Origin of the sequence: Luteitalea sp. (assembly GCA_009377605.1) — a bacterium.
Lineage (GTDB): Bacteria > Acidobacteriota > Vicinamibacteria > Vicinamibacterales > Vicinamibacteraceae > WHTT01.
Window position 1 is genome coordinate 47033 of record WHTT01000033.1, and the last position, 18000, is coordinate 65032.

At 64.3% G+C, this 18000-nt stretch carries 14 protein-coding genes; 6 read left to right on the forward strand and 8 right to left on the reverse strand.

Annotated features, from left to right (window positions below; all coding sequences use genetic code 11):
• Positions 1 to 20: 20 nt before the first annotated feature.
• Positions 21 to 2624: an FtsX-like permease family protein gene (locus tag GEV06_13105; protein ID MPZ18835.1), complete on the forward strand. Its 2604-nt coding sequence runs from the start codon at positions 21 to 23 to the stop codon at positions 2622 to 2624.
• A gap of 111 nt (positions 2625 to 2735) precedes the next feature.
• Here the strand turns inward: GEV06_13105 and GEV06_13110 are convergent, their stop codons facing one another.
• Positions 2736 to 5807, reverse strand: a complete 3072-nt coding sequence (locus GEV06_13110; GenBank protein MPZ18836.1) for a hypothetical protein — start codon at positions 5805 to 5807, stop codon at positions 2736 to 2738.
• Between the two features lie 355 nt (positions 5808 to 6162).
• Here GEV06_13110 and rpmE point away from each other — a divergent pair, with 355 nt between their 5' ends.
• The gene (gene rpmE, locus GEV06_13115) at positions 6163 to 6438 is read left to right on the forward strand and encodes a 50S ribosomal protein L31 (GenBank protein MPZ18837.1); all 276 of its coding nucleotides are present in this window, start codon (positions 6163 to 6165) and stop codon (positions 6436 to 6438) included.
• A gap of 130 nt (positions 6439 to 6568) precedes the next feature.
• On the opposite strand, the gene GEV06_13120 is transcribed toward rpmE, so the two are convergent.
• The 6 genes from GEV06_13120 to GEV06_13145 all read right to left on the reverse strand — a co-directional run bounded on the left by GEV06_13120 (position 6569) and on the right by GEV06_13145 (position 14483).
• Positions 6569 to 7909, reverse strand: coding sequence for a hypothetical protein (locus GEV06_13120; GenBank protein MPZ18838.1), 1341 nt, complete (start codon positions 7907 to 7909; stop codon positions 6569 to 6571).
• Positions 7910 to 7967: 58 nt separating this feature from the next.
• Positions 7968 to 10364: a DEAD/DEAH box helicase gene (locus GEV06_13125; protein ID MPZ18839.1), complete on the reverse strand. Its 2397-nt coding sequence runs from the start codon at positions 10362 to 10364 to the stop codon at positions 7968 to 7970.
• A 63-nt stretch (positions 10365 to 10427) separates the two neighbouring features.
• The gene (locus GEV06_13130; GenBank protein MPZ18840.1) at positions 10428 to 11747 is read right to left on the reverse strand and encodes an amino acid carrier protein; all 1320 of its coding nucleotides are present in this window, start codon (positions 11745 to 11747) and stop codon (positions 10428 to 10430) included.
• Positions 11748 to 11815: 68 nt separating this feature from the next.
• Positions 11816 to 12595, reverse strand: a complete 780-nt coding sequence (locus GEV06_13135) for an SDR family oxidoreductase (GenBank protein MPZ18841.1) — start codon at positions 12593 to 12595, stop codon at positions 11816 to 11818.
• Between the two features lie 201 nt (positions 12596 to 12796).
• Entirely contained in the window at positions 12797 to 13654 is an 858-nt protein-coding gene (locus GEV06_13140) for a DUF547 domain-containing protein (protein MPZ18842.1), read from the reverse strand.
• Positions 13655 to 13682: 28 nt separating this feature from the next.
• A complete protein-coding gene (locus tag GEV06_13145; protein ID MPZ18843.1) occupies positions 13683 to 14483 on the reverse strand; it encodes an alpha/beta fold hydrolase in 801 nt (266 codons plus the stop codon).
• Positions 14484 to 14644: 161 nt separating this feature from the next.
• Between GEV06_13145 and GEV06_13150 the strand changes: the two genes are divergently transcribed.
• From GEV06_13150 to GEV06_13160, 3 genes are all read left to right on the forward strand, one after another.
• Complete coding sequence (locus GEV06_13150) at positions 14645 to 15613, forward strand: heme A synthase (protein ID MPZ18844.1); 969 nt, start codon at positions 14645 to 14647, stop codon at positions 15611 to 15613.
• Positions 15614 to 15813: 200 nt separating this feature from the next.
• Positions 15814 to 16047 (forward strand): AbrB/MazE/SpoVT family DNA-binding domain-containing protein, encoded by a 234-nt coding sequence (locus tag GEV06_13155; protein MPZ18845.1) that lies wholly within the window; start codon positions 15814 to 15816, stop codon positions 16045 to 16047.
• Positions 16047 to 16445 carry a PIN domain-containing protein gene (locus tag GEV06_13160; GenBank protein ID MPZ18846.1) on the forward strand — a complete coding sequence of 133 codons (399 nt, stop codon included), beginning with the start codon at positions 16047 to 16049 and terminating at the stop codon, positions 16443 to 16445. Before GEV06_13155 ends, GEV06_13160 begins: the two co-directional genes overlap by 1 nt.
• Before the next feature lie 58 nt (positions 16446 to 16503).
• On the opposite strand, the gene rpiB is transcribed toward GEV06_13160, so the two are convergent.
• The gene (gene rpiB, locus GEV06_13165; protein ID MPZ18847.1) at positions 16504 to 16932 is read right to left on the reverse strand and encodes a ribose 5-phosphate isomerase B; all 429 of its coding nucleotides are present in this window, start codon (positions 16930 to 16932) and stop codon (positions 16504 to 16506) included.
• A gap of 56 nt (positions 16933 to 16988) precedes the next feature.
• Between rpiB and GEV06_13170 the strand changes: the two genes are divergently transcribed.
• Positions 16989 to 18000, forward strand: a 1012-nt coding sequence (locus GEV06_13170) for a ring-cleaving dioxygenase (protein ID MPZ18848.1), incomplete at its 3' end; no start/stop codon positions are given.

Here is an 18000-nt window from a genome sequence, read left to right on the forward strand (position 1 = left end):
GTATACGCGGAGGTGCGACCATGCGATGGCTCGATGCCCTGGTGCGACGTAGATCGCTCGAACGTCAATTGGATGCCGAGTTGCGCTTCCACCTGGAGCAGCAGGTGAAGGACAAGATCGCTGCCGGGGTGTCACCAGACGAAGCGCGGCGTCAGGCGCGATTCGAATTTGGCGGTGTCGACCAGATGAAGGAAGCCTGCCGCGACGTGCGGCCGCTCCGAATCGTCGAGGGGCTCGTGCAGGACCTCCGTTACGGGTGCCGGACGATGTTCGAGAAGCGTGGCTTTACAGCGGTTGTCGTGCTCACCATCGCTCTCGGCATCGGCTCCAGCACGCTCGTCTTCAGTGTGGTCAATGCGGTGCTCCTGCGGCCTCTTCCCTATGAGGATCCTGAACAGCTCGTCTGGATGTGGGCCAGATCGGGATTCAGCGAGACGGCCGCGGTGTCTGCCGGCGACTTCCGGGACTATCGGAGGGAGAATCGCAGCTTTGCCGCGTTGGGCGCGACCTTCTATGCCACCCTGGGCATGAACCTGACGTGTGGTCCACAGCCTGAGCGGGTTCAGGCAGCCATGGTCTCCGCCGACTTCTTTGACGTGCTGAGCGTGGCGCCGTTGCTAGGCCGAGGCTTTCAGCCGCGAGACGAGCAAGTCGACGTTCCGGCGAGCGCGGTCCTCAGCTACGGTCTCTGGCACCGTCTGTACGGTGCCAAGAGGGATGTCCTCGGTGACACGCTGCGACTGGACGGCGAGGTTGTCACCATTGTCGGTGTGATGCCCTCCGGGCTTCGATTCCAACATGACGCAGATCTTTGGGTTCCCATGCCTCTGGCACTCCCAGAGACGCAAGCGCGAAGCTGGAGAGGTCTCCGTCTGGTCGGTCGGCTGCACAAAGATGTCACGCTGGCACAGGCCCAGCGGGAAATGGACCTCATTGCGGCACGTCTCGAGCAACAGTACCCCGTGGCCAACGCCGGCTACAGCCTTCGGCTCGAGCCTCTCCGGGACGTCGTCCTGGGAGATGTCCATCGTCCCTTGATGCTCCTCATGGCCGCAGTCGGCCTTCTGCTCGTCATCGCCTGCGCCAACGTCGCGACCCTGGTCCTGTCCCGCGGTACGGCGCGACGACGCGAGCTAGCGACACGCGCTGCCCTTGGCGCGGGCCGTCTTCATCTCGCACGTCTCTTGATCGCGGAGGCGGTCGTCTTTGCACTGGCCGGGGGCGCGTGTGGCATGTTGCTGGCTCTCTGGGGTGTCCGCGTATTGAGGAACCTGCACCTGGACGCTATTCCGCGGCTGGCCGAGCTCAGCGTGGATCCGCACGTGCTCCTCTTCGCCTTGGCGCTGACGCTCTCAACTGTGCTGGTCTTTGGGCTCCTGCCGGCTATTCAAACGTCGGGGCTCAGCGCGATGGAGGCGCTTCGCGCCAGCACAGGCACTGTCGGACTGCGGCAGAGCCAGCGGATGTCCAGAGCTCTGGTGATCTCCGAGCTGGCCATCGGCCTGATGCTGTTGGTTGCGGGCGGGCTCGCAGCGCGAAGCTTGGCCAATCTCCTCGCGGTCGACCCGGGATTCAACCCATCGCATGCGCTCACGCTGCCGATCACGGTGTCTCGCGGGTTGGAGGCGCCAGCGCGCAAAGCGTTCTTCGTCGACCTTCTGGACCGCGTTGAACAGATCCCTGGTGTGAGAACGGCCGGCATGATCTCTGAGCTGCCACTGACCGCACAGAGGAACGATGTCTATTTTCACGTTGAAGGCTCGGCTCCCGCGTCGCCAGACGAACGAGTCACCGTGGACTATCGGCGTATCAGTCCAGGGTACTTCCGGGCGATGGAGATTCCGCTTCTCCGGGGACGGCTCTTCACATCGACAGAGCTATCCACGTCAGCGCCGGTTGCGATAGTGGACAAACACCTTGTCGAGATGTTCTTTCAGGGGAAAGACCCGCTCGGCCAGCGACTGGTCGTGGGCGAAGGCGACACGACCACGTTCGAGATCGTCGGCGTTGTCGGCAGCGTGCTTCACAGATCCTTACACGGGCGGCCCTACCAGACGATGTACGTGCCAGACGTGGAGAGCTTTCCATCGATGACGTTGGTCCTACGAACCACCGTTCGTCCCGAAGACGTCGTCGGCACGCTACGGGCTAGCATCGCGGCCATTGACAACGACGTGCCGACCTCGAACATCGCGACGCTCGATGAGATCGTCTTTCGCGACGTATCTGGATCTCGATTCGGCGTGCTCTTCCTGAACGCCTTTTCTGCCCTTGGCCTGGTGCTTGCCGTCGTCGGCCTCTACGGCGTGCTCGCGTTCTCCACGACTCGCCGAACACAGGAAATCGCCGTGCGCATGGCACTTGGGTCACACCGACGCAGTGTTCTGAGGCTGGTGGTCGCCGAGGGCATGAAGCTGTGGCTCGTGGGGATGACGTTGGGCCTCGCCGGAGCCTACGCGCTTGGCCGCTTCATGCAAAGCCTCCTTTTTGGTATTGGCTCCACCGACAGTATGACGTTCGCCCTGGCGATCATCGTGCTGGCGGCGACCTCGTTGCTGGCAAGCTACGTGCCCGCTCGACGCGCGGCTGCGATCGACCCGGCGAGAGCCCTCCGGCAAGAATGAAGAACCAAGGTTCACGGCATCTTACGCTGCTTGGCGGGCGTCGGCCAGCTCGCCAGCTGCGTGGTCGAACCGACGACTCACTCGATCTTCTCGAGATTGTTCGCGTGATCGTCAGCGAGCAGACGTGACGCTGGAGACCTTCGCAGCCTCGGCCTGAACTGCCTGCAACTCCTTCATCACATCGTCAAAGCGCTGATAGGCGTCCTGGCCGACCTTCTGATCCGCCTGAGAGAGCATGCGCCGAATGTTGGCGAGCTGGTTGACGAGCATCGGCTGCGGATAAGGACCTTCCGCTGATGCGACGCGCGCCCAGAGCGACTGCAGCGGGCTCTCGTAGGTCACCGTGCCCGGCGTCTCGCCTGGTGCGGGCGCAAGAGGTGGCTCGAAGCCCGCCTCGTCCATCGCCTGCTCGAGAGTCTGTTGGAGCTTGCGCGCATCACTGATGGCGTCGCGCACGCGCAGCAGAAACGTCGTCTGCTCGACGAGATCAGCCTGGGTCACACCGGACGCCTCGACGCGCGGATCGATCTCGATGTCGAGCGGCTGCGTGTCGGTCCAGCCCCCGCTGGTGAGCCGTACTTGATAGCGGCCCGGCGGAACCAGTGGGCCGTCGCCGTCGTCGTCTGGCGCATCGGGCGACCAGGCACCAGGATAACGGAGGTCCCACAAGAAGCGATTGTGACCAGCTTGCACAGAAAGCGCTGTTTGGCCGCGCGGGGACCGGCGGAAGCCACGCATGGGCTGGGCGTCATTCGAGTCTTCGGGCTTGCCTGGCCTGAACGTCCGGACCACCTCGCCCTTCGCATCGAGAATCTCCAACGTCACATCGGTCGCCCCTCCCTGCGCGAGCGAATAGTCGACGTACGCGCCGGCGGGCGGGTATTCAGGGACGTCCTGCGAGCCGACGGAAGCTGCATAGTGCATCCGCCAGGCCGTTGCGGGACGGAAGAGACGATTCGCTTCGTCACTCCTCGCCTCGCGCGAAGCCGTGGGGCGATCGACCGCGACACGGACGCCCGATCCGTTGCTACCGCCGGCAGTCGACTCGCCGGCGACCACTCCTGCAAGCTGCTGCAATACTGTGACGTCATCCATGATCCAGAACGATCGACCCATCGTGGCGATCACCAGATCCTGCCGGTGCACACGGATGTCCGTCACAGGCGTGGCCGGAAGATTCTGCTGCAGCGACTGCCAATGACCGCCCTGGTCGAATGACACGAAGCAGCCGAACTCGGTGCCGGCATAGAGCAGCCCTTCCCGATCGGGATCCTCGCGCACGACGCGCGTAGGGTGATCGATCGGGATCCCGTTCTCCCCATTGGTGAGCTTGGTCCATGTCGTGCCGTAGTCGTTCGTCACATAGATGTATGGCTGTAGGTCGTGCTCGCGGAGGAAGCGATACACGGCGATGTAAGCCGAGCCCTTGCGGTGCGGCGAGTCTTCGATGTTCTGGACGCGCCCACCAGGCGGCAGATCCTTGGGCGTCACGTTCGTCCAGGTCTTGCCGTTGTCACGGGAGACATGCACGGGCCCGTCGTTGGCGCCCACCCAGAGCACGCCTCGCTCTAGTCGCGACTCGACCATCGAATAGATGGAGCTGTAGACCTCCTCGCCCGTGATATCACGCGTGATCGGGTTGCCTGGCACGATCTGCTTGTCTGGCTCACGGGCCGTCAGGTCCGAGCTAATCACCTCCCAGGTCACGCCTTCGTCCGTCGATCGATGCATGACGTGCGACCCCTGGTAGACGACCTTTGGGTCGTGCGGCGAGACGACGACGACGGTTTGGCGAGGGAAGCGGTACTTGATCTCGTCCGGATCGTGGCCGTAGCGATTCTGTGGATAGACCCAGTAGAGCTGTTCCTGGCCGGTCTCGATGCTGTAGCGGCCCACCTCACCTTTGCAGGCGCCCCAGATCACCGTACCATCCGGGCGGGGCTGGATCTGACCCGTCTCACAACCGGGCCCCTGGGCCCACGACTGCCCTTGGTGGTCATAACCCCATGACACAGGTGGAAGACTGGGAACGATGATCGTCGAGTTGTCCTGCTGCGGACCATAGAGACGATAGGGGAACTGCTCGTCGACGGAGACCATGTACAGCTCCGCGGTCGGCTGGTTCAGGATGCTCGACCAGGTCTCGCCGCCGTCGGTTGTCACATTTGCGCCGCCATCGTTGGCCTGAATGGCGATGTCGGGATTCTCCGGGTTGAACCAGATGCCGTGATTGTCGCCGTGCGGCGTGGGTACCTGCGTCCAGGTCTTGCCGCCATCGGTCGACTTGTGGAGGCGTAGCTCGTTCACCCACACCTCGTTCTCATCCTTGGGGCTCACGTCGACGTAGTGAAAATAAAACGGCCGCGCACGCAACGTCGGGCTGTTGTTCACCAGGCGCCACGTCGCACCTGCGTCATCGGAGCGATAGAGACCTCCCTCTTCTCCCGGCGCTTCGATCATCGCGTACACGACCACGGGATTGCTGCGCGAGACATCGAGATCAATCTTGCCAATCAGGTCCTGGGGCAAACCGGCCGATAGCTTCGACCATGTCTCCCCGCCGTCGCTCGACTTGTAAACGCCGCCTTCGCTGGCCGGTCCGCCGCTGATAATGTCCCAGCCCTTGCGGAAGCCGCGGTACATGCCGGCGTACAGCTCATTCGGGTTGGACCAATTGATCGCCACGACTCGGCCACCGGTCTCGTTGTTGACGAACAGCGTCTTCTTCCAGGTCTTGCCACCGTCGGTCGTCTTGAAGATGCCGCGCTCCTCGTTTGGCCCGAAGGGCGATCCGAGCGCAGCAATCCAGACGATGTCCGGGTTCGTGGGGTGCACGATGACCGATCCAATCTGACCGGCCTCGCGAAGGCCAACGAAGGTCCACGTCTTACCAGCGTCCGTGGACTTGTACATACCGCGGCCGATGATCACGTTGCTTCGAATCGCCGCGCTACCGGTGCCGACGTAGACGATGTTTGGATCCGAATCGGACACGTCGATGGCGCCAATCGAGCCGGTCGCGATCTGACCGTCGCTGACGGGTCTCCAGTCATTGCCACAGCTCTCCGTCTTCCACACCCCGCCACCGGTGGCCCCCATGTAGAAGGTGCAGGGCGTCGTACGGACGCCGGCAATCGCCGTGACGCGGCCGCCACGCTGCGGCCCGACATTGCGCCACTTCATGTCTTGGTAGAGCTTCAGATCTACGACTGGCGTGGGAGCAGAGGCCGAATCAGTCTGCGCACGCAGTCCAACCGCTTCTCCCGGAAGCACCCGCGTCGGCAGATCCAGCGCGGCAAACAGCAGGGCGGCGAGCAGCATCGCACGAGCACGAGAGATTTGACACCAGGGCATGAAGACCTCTTTCCAGCGTGGGCAGGGCGCTGATTCTAACGAATGCCAAAGACGAATGCCAGAAACGAATACCAGAAACGAATGCCAGACAGCTGTCAGCCAAAAGGTCTCGCGAGCCGCATTGCACTGCCTGTGGTATACTTACTGATTGCGCTGGTCGCGCTGGCGCTGGAAGGAGCGTCCTGTGAAGGAAAGCATTCATCCCACATACCATGAGGTCGAGGCTCGTTGCGCCTGCGGCGCGACATGGAAGACGCGCTCGACCAAGAAAGAGTTGCACCTCGAGATCTGCAACAACTGCCATCCATTCTTTACTGGGCGGCAGAAGCTCATTGATACCGAGGGGCGTGTCGAGCGGTTCACGCGGAAGTACGGCGCGCAAACCGTCGCCGCACGCAAGGCCCGCGAGAAGGAAATCAAGGGATCAAAGGACCAAGGAGCCGAGGCGTCACGGGGTTGAGCACGCTACGCGTCACGTAGACGGCGCGTTCTTGCGGGGCACGGCCTTCGGCTGCGCCCCGCGACGCTCACTTGCGAGCCCCGAAACTTGACGTTCGGGTTCGCAAGGGTCCGGCGAACGCGCCCTACCACTACCAAAGTCGCCCGGCAGGCCACTGCGCTTGCCGGGCGATTTTCTTTTCGAGTCGTGCCAGGCGATACTCGACTCCCGCCCGCTGCGTCTCGCTTGCCGTTATCGTGAGCGCCTGCTGCGCGTGGGCGCGTGCCTGCTCGAGATCGCGCGCCCGATGCTCGTGGTGAATCGCCAGCGCCTCGCGCGCCTCGCGTGCTGACACCGTCTCCCGCGGCTCGCACGCCACGACCTGCTCCCATGCCGCTGCCGCCTCTGCATACCGCCGGCTGCTCCGGCAGAGCATGGCCACACCGCGCCACGCGGCAGCACGCAGCACTCGCTCTGCAGCGGGATCGTCGGCCGCCGCGCGATAGCTCGCCTCTGCTGCTGCCAACCGTCCCGCTCGCTGATAGAGCCGCCCCAGGCCAAGACGCTCGCCGGCGCTCGCCGGCACCTCGATACCGTTTTGCACCAAGTGCCGCGCCCGCGCCGTCAGCGCGGCGAGGGTCAACAAGTCGAATCGATTATGGTGAAAGACCGCCGCGAGCCCGCTCGTGTCGCCACGGCGGATGAACGCGAAGTAGCGGCTCGGAATCTCCCAGCTCGGCACATCCCCCTCGCGTGCGAGCCCCACGAGGGCCTGCTCCAGGGCAATGAGCCGGCAGCTCCCATCGCCGGCGAGCGATGCCGTACGCCAGAGCCGGCGCGCCGCTGGCAGCAGGTCGAGGTGCGGCAGGCTGCACAGCGGGACGGCCACCCGGTGGAACGCCCCGCGTACCTCGATAACCGGCATGTCGAACGTGCGGCCGTTGAACGTGACAAGGCAATCGGTCTCGTCGACCAGGTCGGCCACGGCAGAGAGCAACGCTCGCTCTGCCGAAAAGCTGGGTAGAAAGAACTGCCTGAGATGCACACCCTCGCCATCCGCCCATGCGCAGCCAACGAGGAATGGCACAGTTCCCGCACCACCACTCAAGCTCGTTGTTTCCAGATCGACATACAGCACACGCTGCGGCTGCACCTGGCTGATCGCCTGCCCGGCCAGCACGTCGAACGCCTCGTCTGGCTCGACATGGAGATCCGCACACGACCATCGTCCGTGGCGCTCCCCGATCGGATAGTCACGCTCCACGACGAGGCACGAACCGTCGCTCGTCGACACCTCTCGCGCCGTCTCGAGCGGCGAGCCCACGAGCCCGCCAATCCTTGATTCGGCTTGCCAACTCCTTGTCGGGTCGAGCGGATAGCCGTCTGCATCGACCGGCTCGTAGACCAGCTCTCGAGCGGATGAATCCCCGTGCGGCGGCACAAGCCCGCGTCGGCTCTGACGTGCGGCGTCACGAAAGCGCGATAGATCCATGCTCCGGTGAATAACAGCGCCCAGGCGCTACATACGGAGAAATATAGGACCTCCCCGTTCAGAACGGTATCGCATCTCGAGCGTCCTGATTCATGTCCATCAGACGATCGAGCAGCTCGAGGGCCACCTGCTTCGCCCGGGGGCCGAGCTCGCCGACAGGACCAACACACGACGGACAGCCGGTCTCGCACGGACAGGACCGGACGAGATCCCGGGCGTCGGTCAGCACACGCTCGCGCATCTGAAAGAGCGGCGTGCTCAAGCCGATGCCACCCGGATAGTTGTCGTACAGAAACACGTACGCCTCAGCCCCACCCGTACCTGGACCGCCGCTGTCGATCGACAGGCCGAGGTCTTGTCGATCGCACATCAGGAGCAGTTGCGCAATCGCGCGCATCGCCGTGGCCAAGCCGCCAACGCCGTCCCGCCGGTCATCAGCAGAGTACGGCAGCGAGCCAAGTACCTCTCCGGGGATCCGGAGCCAGTACGACGTCGTGTGCATCGGCTGTTCCGGCAGATCCAGCTCGCCAGAGCCCACATTCTCGCTCGTGTAAAAGCGAATCTTCTTGAAGCCGACCACGCGTGAGACGACGTGCACGTCACCGTGCGCATGGCTCGCGGCCGTGACCGTGCTCTCCTCGGCCTCATCGAGAATCGTCACCTTCGTGTACGTAATGGCATCCGTGTAGTAGTCGCAGTCCACGTCGCGGACATACGCTTTTCGCCCTTCGATGTCGAGACGCTCCACCTGATAGAGCTGACCTTCCACGATGTAGATGGCCTTTTCGTGCAACGTTGAAAACGCGCTCGTATAGTCTGTCTCGCCGATCACCTGGGGCGCGGCGCCGGTCGTGTCGACCACGACGAAGTTGTCCGACGAGACCGAGCGTAAGCTGACGGCGTCGGCTGGGTACGACTCGTCGGTCCAATGCCACCGTCCGTCGGCCTCGTGCACGAAGCCCTCCTCGGCGAGCACGCCGAGGACATCCTGCGTTGGAGCCGTCGTCCCGCCAAACTGTTCGTCGGTTGAAAATGGAAGCTCGAATGCCGCGCATTTGAGATGATCGACGAAGATGTGCGGATTGTCTGGATTGACGAGGGCATGTTCCGGCGACGACTCGAAGAAATAGTCCGGGTGCCGGACGATGAACTGATCGAGCGGCGCGCTCGACGCGACGAGCACCGCAGCGGAACGCCCGGAACGACGGCCCGCACGTCCAGCGCGCTGCCACGTGGAGGCAATCGTCCCCGGGTAGCCCGCCATGACGCAGACATCGAGCGCCCCGATGTCGATGCCGAGCTCGAGCGCGTTGGTGGACACCACCGCACGCACGACGCCGTCGCGTAGCCCCCGCTCGATTTCCCGCCGCCGCTGCGGAAGGTAGCCGCCACGATATCCGCGCACCGGATCAACCGTGCCAGGCAGCCCAGGCACGGCGTCCTTCAGATAGGTTGTCAGGATCTCGGTCGCCAGGCGACTCTGGGCAAAGACGATGATCTGGAGATGACGCTTGAGGAATTCGAGCGCCGCGCGCCGCGTCTCGGCGAGATAGGAGCGGCGAATACCCAGCTGCGCGTTGACGACCGGAGGGTTGACGAAGACGAACAGCTTCTCACCATGCGGCGCGCCGTTCTGGTCCACGAGCACGAACTCGCGGTCGGTCAGCCGCGACGCGAGCTCGCGGGGGTTGGCGATGGTTGCCGATGCGCAAATGAACACCGGGCTCGAGCCGTAGTGACGACAGATGCGCTGCAAGCGCCGCATGATGTTGGCGAGGTGGCTGCCAAACACGCCACGGTACGCGTGCAGCTCGTCGATGACCACGTAGCGCAGGTTCTCGAACAGCTTCGCCCAGCGCGGATGATGCGGCAGGATGCCCGAATGCAGCATGTCGGGGTTGCTGAGCACCACGTGCGCCTTCGTGCGAATCGATCGGCGCGCGTCCTGCGGCGTGTCACCGTCGTAGGTGTGCACGCCAATCTCCATATCCGCCCCGTCGCCGACGAGCGAGGCGAGGCCATGCAGCTCCGCGAGCTGGTCCTGCGCCAGTGCCTTCGTCGGGAAGAGGTACAGCGCTCGTGCCGAGGCGTCGCGCAGGATAGCGTTCAAAACCGGTCCGTTGTAGCAGAGCGTCTTGCCCGAGGCCGTGGGGGTAACGATGACGACATGGCGGTCGGCGAGGATGTGCTCGATCGCCTCAGCCTGGTGCGAATAGGCCTGTGTGATTCCCCGGCGCGCCAAACCCTGCTGCAGACGCTCGTCCAGCGCGCCAGGGAACGGGACGAGCCGCGCCTCGGCAGCCGGGTCGCGACGGATGGCGGTTACGGCGGCGTTCCCGCCCCGAACGACCAGCGCCTGGCCCAGGTCCGGGACATGGGGCCCCAGACGATCCACCGCCTCCGCCAGCGCGCGATCTTTGTCGCCGTGTTGCCGCGCGAGGCCTAGCGAGGACATGGTGCGTCGATGCTAGCAGGCACCGGTGGGACGATCAAGAGGCGAAAGCTTGAAGGTCGAGGTTCACCCGATGCTTTTCGGATGCGCCCGCCGCACAATCGTCGCGACCAGCGCGCTCAGGCCAACGACGCCGACGAGGTTTGGGAAGATCTGCAGCGCGTTCATCAGATCCCCCCACGCCCAGACGAGCTCGACCCTGGCCATGGCGCCAAAGGGGATGAGCAGGCAGTAGATCCAACGGTAGGGGATTGTCACCCGCTCACCGAGAACATACGCGAGAAACCGCTCGCCATAGTACGACCATCCGATCAGCGTGCCGTAGCCGAACAGGAACGCACACACGGCAACCACCAGCCCACCTACGCCCGGCATCGCCTGGTCGAACGCTTGCGCCACCGCCGCCGTGCTCGTCTGGCCAGCCTCCCATACACCAGTGACCAAGATCGCCAGCCCACTGATGGACGAGGTCACGAACGAAACGATGAAGGTTTCCATCACGGCGTTGAGGCCTTGACGGCGCGGCTCGCTGCTCTGTGCCGTGCCGTACGCGACGGCCGCTGTGCCGTACCCTGCCTCGTTCGCATAGAGGCCGCGGGCGAGGCCATAGCGCATCGCCACGATGATGCCCAGACTGCCGCCCGCCGTGGCACGGAACGAGAACGCTTCGCGAAAGACGAGCGCCAATACGTCCGGCAGCTGCGAGCCAAACGAAACGATGACGATCACGCCCCCAATCAGATACAGACCGACCTTGAGCGGCGCGAGCTTTTCCATCACGCGTCCGATCCACCTGATGCCACCGATGATGACCATCCAGGTGAGCACGGCCACGGCGAGCCCGGTTACCCATGTCGGCACCGAGAGCTCGCTCTCCCACACCACGGCAATCGAGTTGGGCTGCGTGAATGGTGTGGTCGTGAGCGCGGCGACACCGGCCACCAGCGCGTAGACCCACGCGAGCCGGGGGGATCGCAAGCCGTCGCGCAGATAGAACATCGGGCCGGACAGCACGGCGCTGCCCCGCTGGTCTCGGTACTGCACACCGAGCACCGCCTCGGTGAGCTTGATCGTCGTCGCGACGAAGCCGTACGCCCAGATCCAGAACAGCGCGCCCGGGCCGCCCGTCACGATGGCCGCGGCCACGCCCGCGATGTTGCCGGTGCCGACCGTGGTCGCGAGCGCTGTCATGAACGATTGGAACGGCGGCAACGCACCGCGGGCTGTCGCATCGCGTGGCGCCACGAAGTTCCGCAGCGCCTCGGCGAAGTGCGTGAGTTGAATGAAGCGATACCGGAACGTGAGAAAGATCCCGGTGCCAAAGAGGATGACGACCAGCCACGGAACGAAGAGCGCGTCCGCCGCAGATTGAATCAAGTCAGACATCGTCTTCAGCAAACGCGAAAAGGTACCCGGTTCCTTTTTCGCTCCCGAAAAGGTACCCGGTTCCTTTTTCAGATGTTCGAGCGCGATTGGCAGCCGTCGACCGGGATGCAGGCGCCGCTCACCCAGCTCGCACGCGGCGACGCGAGAAACGCCACGAGGTCCCCCACCTCCTCGGCACGTCCGAAGCGGCCGAACGGCAGGTCGCGGCGGACGAACTCGGCGATGCCCTCCGGATCTGCCTGCTGCCGCTGATGCCACGATCCGCCCGGAAACAGGATCGATCCTGGGGCGACGCTGTTCACACGAATGTTGTCCCCCGCCAGCTGCTGGGCAAGTGCTTTCGCCATGCTGATCTCGGCTGCCTTGACGGTGTTGTACGTCATGCGGCCGCCCGACTCACGGCCCCAGATGGAGGCAATCATCAAGATGACGCCGCCGCCACGCTCTCGCATGGAGGGCACGACGAGCCGCGACGCGCGGATTGCGGGGAAGAGCGTTTGATCGAAGGCGGCCTGCCACTCGGCATCCGACGTCTCGACAATGCCGCCGCCGCGCGCCACGCCGACGTTGTTGACCAGGATGTCCACGCCGGCCCATGCTCCAACCGTCCGCTCGATGATCGTGCGAACGCCCGCCTCCGTTGCCACGTCGGCGGCCACTGCCATCACGTTGGATGCACTGCGAGCAACAGCACGGACTTCCTCGGCCGCCTCTTCGAGTCGCTGCGCACCCCGCGCACAGAGCGTCACGGAGCAGCCCTCGGCGGCAAGCGCTTTGGCGCTCGCCAATCCCAAGCCGCGGCTCGAGCCGGTGACGATAGCAACTTTGTCAGTCAGGTGCAGATCCATGGGGTGACTGGGTGATCGGGTGACCAGGTGACAGGGTGACCAGGTTCGAGGTCAACGGTTCGAGGTCAACGGTTCGAGGTCGGGATTTCTCGAGCTCTGTTTAGCTCAAGCAACAAGGAGACAACTTGACGGACTCAATTCGCACTATCCGGATTGCCCGCTCACCTTGTCACCCTGTCACCCCCTCACCCCGTCACCCCCTCACCCACTCGGCCCACCGCCGGTCAAGTCATTGAGGCGCCAATCGAACGTCGTGAACTTCAGGCGAAATGTATTGCGGCGGAGGAAAGCGCGCTCTCTGGGAAAGAGGTTGGGCTCGAGGAGATGGAGAATTGCCAGCTCGATTGGGCTCCGGCCTTTGTAAGTGGTTTCGCCGTCACCCTGTCTCGCATACGCCTTGACGAGCTCCTGCTCGTGCCAGCTGAAGATCGGCGTCACCGATAGCTCACCTGTTTCCTTGTCGAGCATCGAGCATTCCGACCGGTTGACGCAGTCTTGCGCAACCGCCTCCAGTTGCTTACCGAGACGCGCCCCCGTGTACGCCTCGCTCCTCAATCGCCCGCTGCCGACCGCCCCTCGCCCGAGCGCGAGGGAGAGCCTCGGATCGGCGAGCTCCGGCAGAATCACCTTCGCGATCTCGTCCAACGTCACACTCCGTCCAGCCGCGCGATGGCTCAACCGCTCGAAGGCGCCTGGGATCTGCCGAATGCTGTTGGCGGGATACTGCTTGGAGCCGCCCCGGATTGGGTAGTTGTTGATCACGGTTTGCAGCACGAACGTGTTGTAGGCGTTCACCCAGAAGGCCGCCTTCTCGTCGCGGCTCCAGGCGTCGTACGTGGCGGGAGAGACGTTCAATGAGGCTGCATAGCGATCGAGCCGCGCGCGCTCGCCCTTGAGTGCCGCGTAGTAGACGAGACCGTCGCGTACATAAAGATCCAAGATCGCGTCGAGCGTGGCGTGCATGCCGCCGGCACTCTGCCCGGGCTGTGCCCGTGGCGCGGCGGCCAGCAGCGTCACGAGGATGAGCGCGAGATGTGTCGTGAGCCTGGCGATACTCATGCGGAATACAGGCGCCTTTCCTTACTCGTCACGCGTCCAGACGGTCGAGAAACTGGTGCAGCGACCTGCCGAAAGCCTCCGGCTGCTCGAGATTGCATAGATGTCCGGCGCCGGCAATGACGTGCACTGCCGCACCAGGAATGGCGCACGCCATGGCCTCGCTCATCGCCGGCGTGGTCACCTGATCCTCCGCACCCACGATGATGAGCGTGGGGCACGTGAGCGCCGGCAGCAACGGCCGCGAATCCTGGCGCGACTTGAGGCACTCGAGCGCGTCGATGAGGCCGTCGGGACTATTCTGCCGAGCCATCGCCCCAACGTCGTCGAGGAGCTCCGGCCGGTCCTTCTGGGTAGACGAGCCGACGATCTGCGGAACCATCGCGTCGGCTATGGCGGCCGCGCCATGCTCTCGCGCCATTTGCTTCAAGCTGTCGCGCTTGGCGCGCCCTTCGTCGGTATCTGGCTCCGCGCGCGTATCGGCGAGCACGAGTGCCCGGACTCGCTGCGGAGCACGCCGGCAGAGCGCAAACGCGACATACCCGCCCATCGACAAACCGACGACCACGGCAGAGTCGATCCGGAGCGCGCCCAGTAGCGCGTCCAAGTCATCGGCGTGATCCTCCATAGACGAGGCGGCGCGACCCTGACGGTCCCCTGCCGCCAGCGCCGACCGACCGAGCCCGCGAAGGTCTGGCGCAAGACCACGCCAGCCCGGCGCCAGGGTCTCGAGCTGGGGCCGCCACATCTCCGCCGTCAGGGGAAAGGCGTGCACGAAGAGCAGGGCTGCGCCTTCTCCGGCCTCCAAGTACGCGAGACGCCGTCCCGGCAAATCCACGCTTCGATACGGTATCGCCACAGGCGAGACAATGTACTACACGATCCAGTCGTCAGTCAGGACGCCTCGGCGAGGCGGCCCTACCGTCCGCCAATGGCAGGGCGTTCGCCGAACGCGCCGCGCAGCAGACCCTCCTCTGCGCTACCATCGACCATGTGGCTGCGCTCGCTCGGTTTGCATGGTTCGTGGTCGCTTACAACCTGGGCGTGATCCTCTGGGGCGCCTATGTGCGCGCGTCCGGCTCAGGCGCCGGGTGCGGCAATCACTGGCCGTTGTGCAACGGCGATATCGTGCCCCGCGCACCCGCAGTCGCGACGCTGATTGAGTACTCTCACAGGCTCACGAGCGGTGTAGCGCTCATCCTCGTTGTCGTCCTGCTCGTGGCAACGCTGCGGGTCACCAAGCGCGGTGACGCGGCGCGCCTGGGGGCCTGGATGGCGCTGCTGTTCATGCTGACCGAAGCTGCGGTGGGTGCCGGGCTCGTCCTGTTCGAGCTGGTGGCGGACAACGCGACCATGGCCCGCGCACTGTTCATGGCGGTCCACCTGACCAACACCTTCATCCTCCTGGCCTGGCTGGTGCTGACGGCCCACTGGCTCTCCGGCGGAGGGCCCGTCCGCCTGTCGCATCGGCCGGGAGTCACGTTGCTCTTCGCGTCGGGCATCATCGGCCTGCTCCTCGCTGGTGTGAGCGGCGCCGTCGCCGCATTGGGCGACACGCTCTACCCCGCCGGCTCACTCACCGAGGCGCTGCGCGCCGATCTGTCACCCACGTCGCACATGATGGTTCGGCTGAGAGTCTTGCATCCAGCGATCACAGTGACCGCCGGCTTCGCGGTCCTGCTGATGGCATGGCGGGCGCAGCTCCCGGACGGGCCTCGCTGGGGCCACTTGGCGGCGCGGGTCGTTGTCGTGACGACGCTCGTGCAGCTCGCGGCGGGTGTCGTGAACGTTCTCCTGCTCGCACCGATCTGGATGCAACTCCTGCACCTGCTGTTGGCAGACATCCTCTGGCTGGCCTTCGTCGTGCTCGGCGCATCAGCGCTCGCCGTGCAGGAAAGCCCCCGAGCAGCGGCCGTAGCCAACCCTCACCGGTCAAGTCTCGAGCCATCGCAGATTCTGTGACGATCGAGCGCCCATCGTGTTGCAAGGTCTGCGTCCCCAGCAGCAATCTCGCCGATATTTCGGCCAGAAATAGCGTGATTGCCGCCAGAAACAGCTGGCACGACTCTCGCTCGTGGGTCTGTGCGATGGCTCACCAACAAACGGCTAGACAGAGGGTGCGGTTATGGTAGATGCTAAGACCTATGCCTGTGAAGGCGACCCTGAGCCCGGAGCGTCGGGTCAGACTGTTCAAGAACGGCAGAAACCAGGCGGTCCGGATTCCTCGAGAGTTCCAGCTCCCTGGAAAGGAGGCAATCATGCGAAAGGAAGGCGAACGACTGATTATCGAACCGGCCCCGCCCAAGTCCTTGTTGGCGGTACTGGCGACACTCCAGCCGATCGGCGAGGACTTTCCACCGATCCGCGACTTGCCCGTCGATCCGGTCGAGCTTTGATGCGCTATCTGCTCGACACGAACATCGTGTCCGACCTGATCCGGAACCCACACGGACGCGTGGCACAGCGCATCCGGGAGGTGGGCGAAGGCCGCGTCTGCACCAGCATCATCGTTGCAGCGGAGCTCCGCTATGGCGCCAGGAAAAAGAACGCGCCACGATTGACCGCGCAGCTCGACGCGGTGCTCGAAGCGCTCGACGTGCTGCCGTTCGAAGCGCCGGGCGACACGGCCTATGGTCCGCTCCGTGCCCAGCTCGAACTGGCTGGGCTGCCGATTGGCGGCAACGACTTGCTCATTGCCGCCCACGCCATCGCTCTCGGCTGCACCATCGTCACCGACAACGACCGCGAGTTTGCGCGGATCGACGATCTTCCGCGAGAGAATTGGCTCCGTTAGCGACAAACGCCAAGGACGCAGCGCGTGAGCTCGACGCGCAGAAGCGCGAGGCGCAGTACTATTGATCGAGCTTGGCGATCCTCGTGCCGTGGCGGCCACCCTCGAACGGCACCGATAGCCATGTTTCCACGATTGCGCGTGCGACCTCTTCTGAAACGAGCCGCTCGCCGAGCGCAATCACGTTGGCATTGTTGTGGGCGCGGCCGAGCCGTGCCGATTCGACATTCCAACAGAGCGCACACCTGACACCACGGAAGCGGTTTGCCGCAATGGCCTCTCCGTTGCCGGAGCCGCCGATCACGATGCCCCGCTCGCACTCTCCCTGGGCCACGGCCCGGGCGGCTGGAAAGACGACGTCCGGGTAGTCAACGGGTTCCTCGGAATCGGTGCCGAAGTCGACGACCTCCTCGCCCCGCGACCGAAGGTATGCCGCGAGCATGCTCTTATAGCGAAACCCTGCATGATCTGACGCAATCGCGATTCTCATAGGCGCTTCCGCTCCCCATAATTTACGCTAGGTGTAGGTATTCTCAGGAGAGTGCAATGCATAGTGTCACCGGCCTGCACCATGTCACCGCGATTGCGGGACCAGCCCAGGAGAACCTGGACTTCTACAGCGGGGTGCTCGGCTTACGGCTCGTCAAGAAGAGTGTCAACCAGGATGATCCTGGGACGTACCATCTCTTCTATGCGGACGCCGAGGGACGTCCCGGCACGGATCTCACCTTCTTTCCCTGGGCGCAGCTTGCGCCATCACGGCAAGGACATGGTCTGAGCGTAGAGGTCCAGCTCGCGATTCCGCCTGGAAGTATGGCGTATTGGGGAGATCGGCTCGAGGGCTACGGGACACATCTTGGGGCCGCCGAGACGCGCTTTGGCGAGCGCGTCCTGCCGCTCATCGATCCGCATGGGCTCAACGTGGCGCTGGTCGAGAGCGACGGAGCGGTCCGGCGTCCCTTTTCGCCGTGGCACGACAGCCCAGTCCCGGCGGAACACCAAGTACGTGGCCTGCACGGCGCTCGGTTGTGGGAACAACGCCTCGCCAGGACGACCACGTTTCTCGAAGAGGTGCTTGGCTTCAGCCTTCTCGGCACCGAGAGCGGCTGGCATCGCTACGTTGTTCGGGCTGATCGGTCCGGCCAGCCCGAACGATCCGATGGCGAAGCCGCTCCGTCCGGCCGGTTCGTCGACATTCAGGAGAGGGCGGACATCGGCCGTGGCGCGTGGGGCACCGGCAGCATCCATCACCTCGCCTGGCGTGTAGACGACGAGCAGCATCAGCTCGACATGCGGTCACGGATCGAAGCGGGCGGCCGTCGTCCGACGCCGGTGATCGATCGCTTCTGGTTCCGCTCGGTCTACTTTCTCGAACCGGGCGGTGTGCTCTTCGAGCTGGCGACCGACGGTCCGGGGTTTTCCGTCGATGAAGATGTCGCTCATCTGGGCGAGACGCTGGTGCTCCCGCCGTGGCTCGAGCCTTCCCGCAGCGCTATCGAAGCCAAGCTGCCAGCCGTCGAGAAGCGACTGGCCCAACACGTTGTCCCACAACGTGCTC

What these genes read in the sequence shown, in the direction of transcription:
- GEV06_13120 (MPZ18838.1), bottom strand. Translation starts at nt 7,909, where the DNA reads ATGGATCTATCGCGCTTTCGTGACGCCGCACGTCAGAGCCGACGCGGG.
- GEV06_13130 (MPZ18840.1), bottom strand. Translation starts at nt 11,747, where the DNA reads ATGTCTGACTTGATTCAATCTGCGGCGGACGCGCTCTTCGTTCCGTGG.
- GEV06_13110 (MPZ18836.1), bottom strand. Translation starts at nt 5,807, where the DNA reads ATGAAGTGGCGCAATGTCGGGCCGCAGCGTGGCGGCCGCGTCACGGCG.
- GEV06_13105 (MPZ18835.1), top strand. Translation starts at nt 21, where the DNA reads ATGCGATGGCTCGATGCCCTGGTGCGACGTAGATCGCTCGAACGTCAA.
- GEV06_13140 (MPZ18842.1), bottom strand. Translation starts at nt 13,654, where the DNA reads ATGAGTATCGCCAGGCTCACGACACATCTCGCGCTCATCCTCGTGACG.
- GEV06_13135 (MPZ18841.1), bottom strand. Translation starts at nt 12,595, where the DNA reads ATGGATCTGCACCTGACTGACAAAGTTGCTATCGTCACCGGCTCGAGC.
- rpiB (MPZ18847.1), bottom strand. Translation starts at nt 16,932, where the DNA reads ATGAGAATCGCGATTGCGTCAGATCATGCAGGGTTTCGCTATAAGAGC.
- GEV06_13160 (MPZ18846.1), top strand. Translation starts at nt 16,047, where the DNA reads ATGCGCTATCTGCTCGACACGAACATCGTGTCCGACCTGATCCGGAAC.
- GEV06_13125 (MPZ18839.1), bottom strand. Translation starts at nt 10,364, where the DNA reads ATGTCCTCGCTAGGCCTCGCGCGGCAACACGGCGACAAAGATCGCGCG.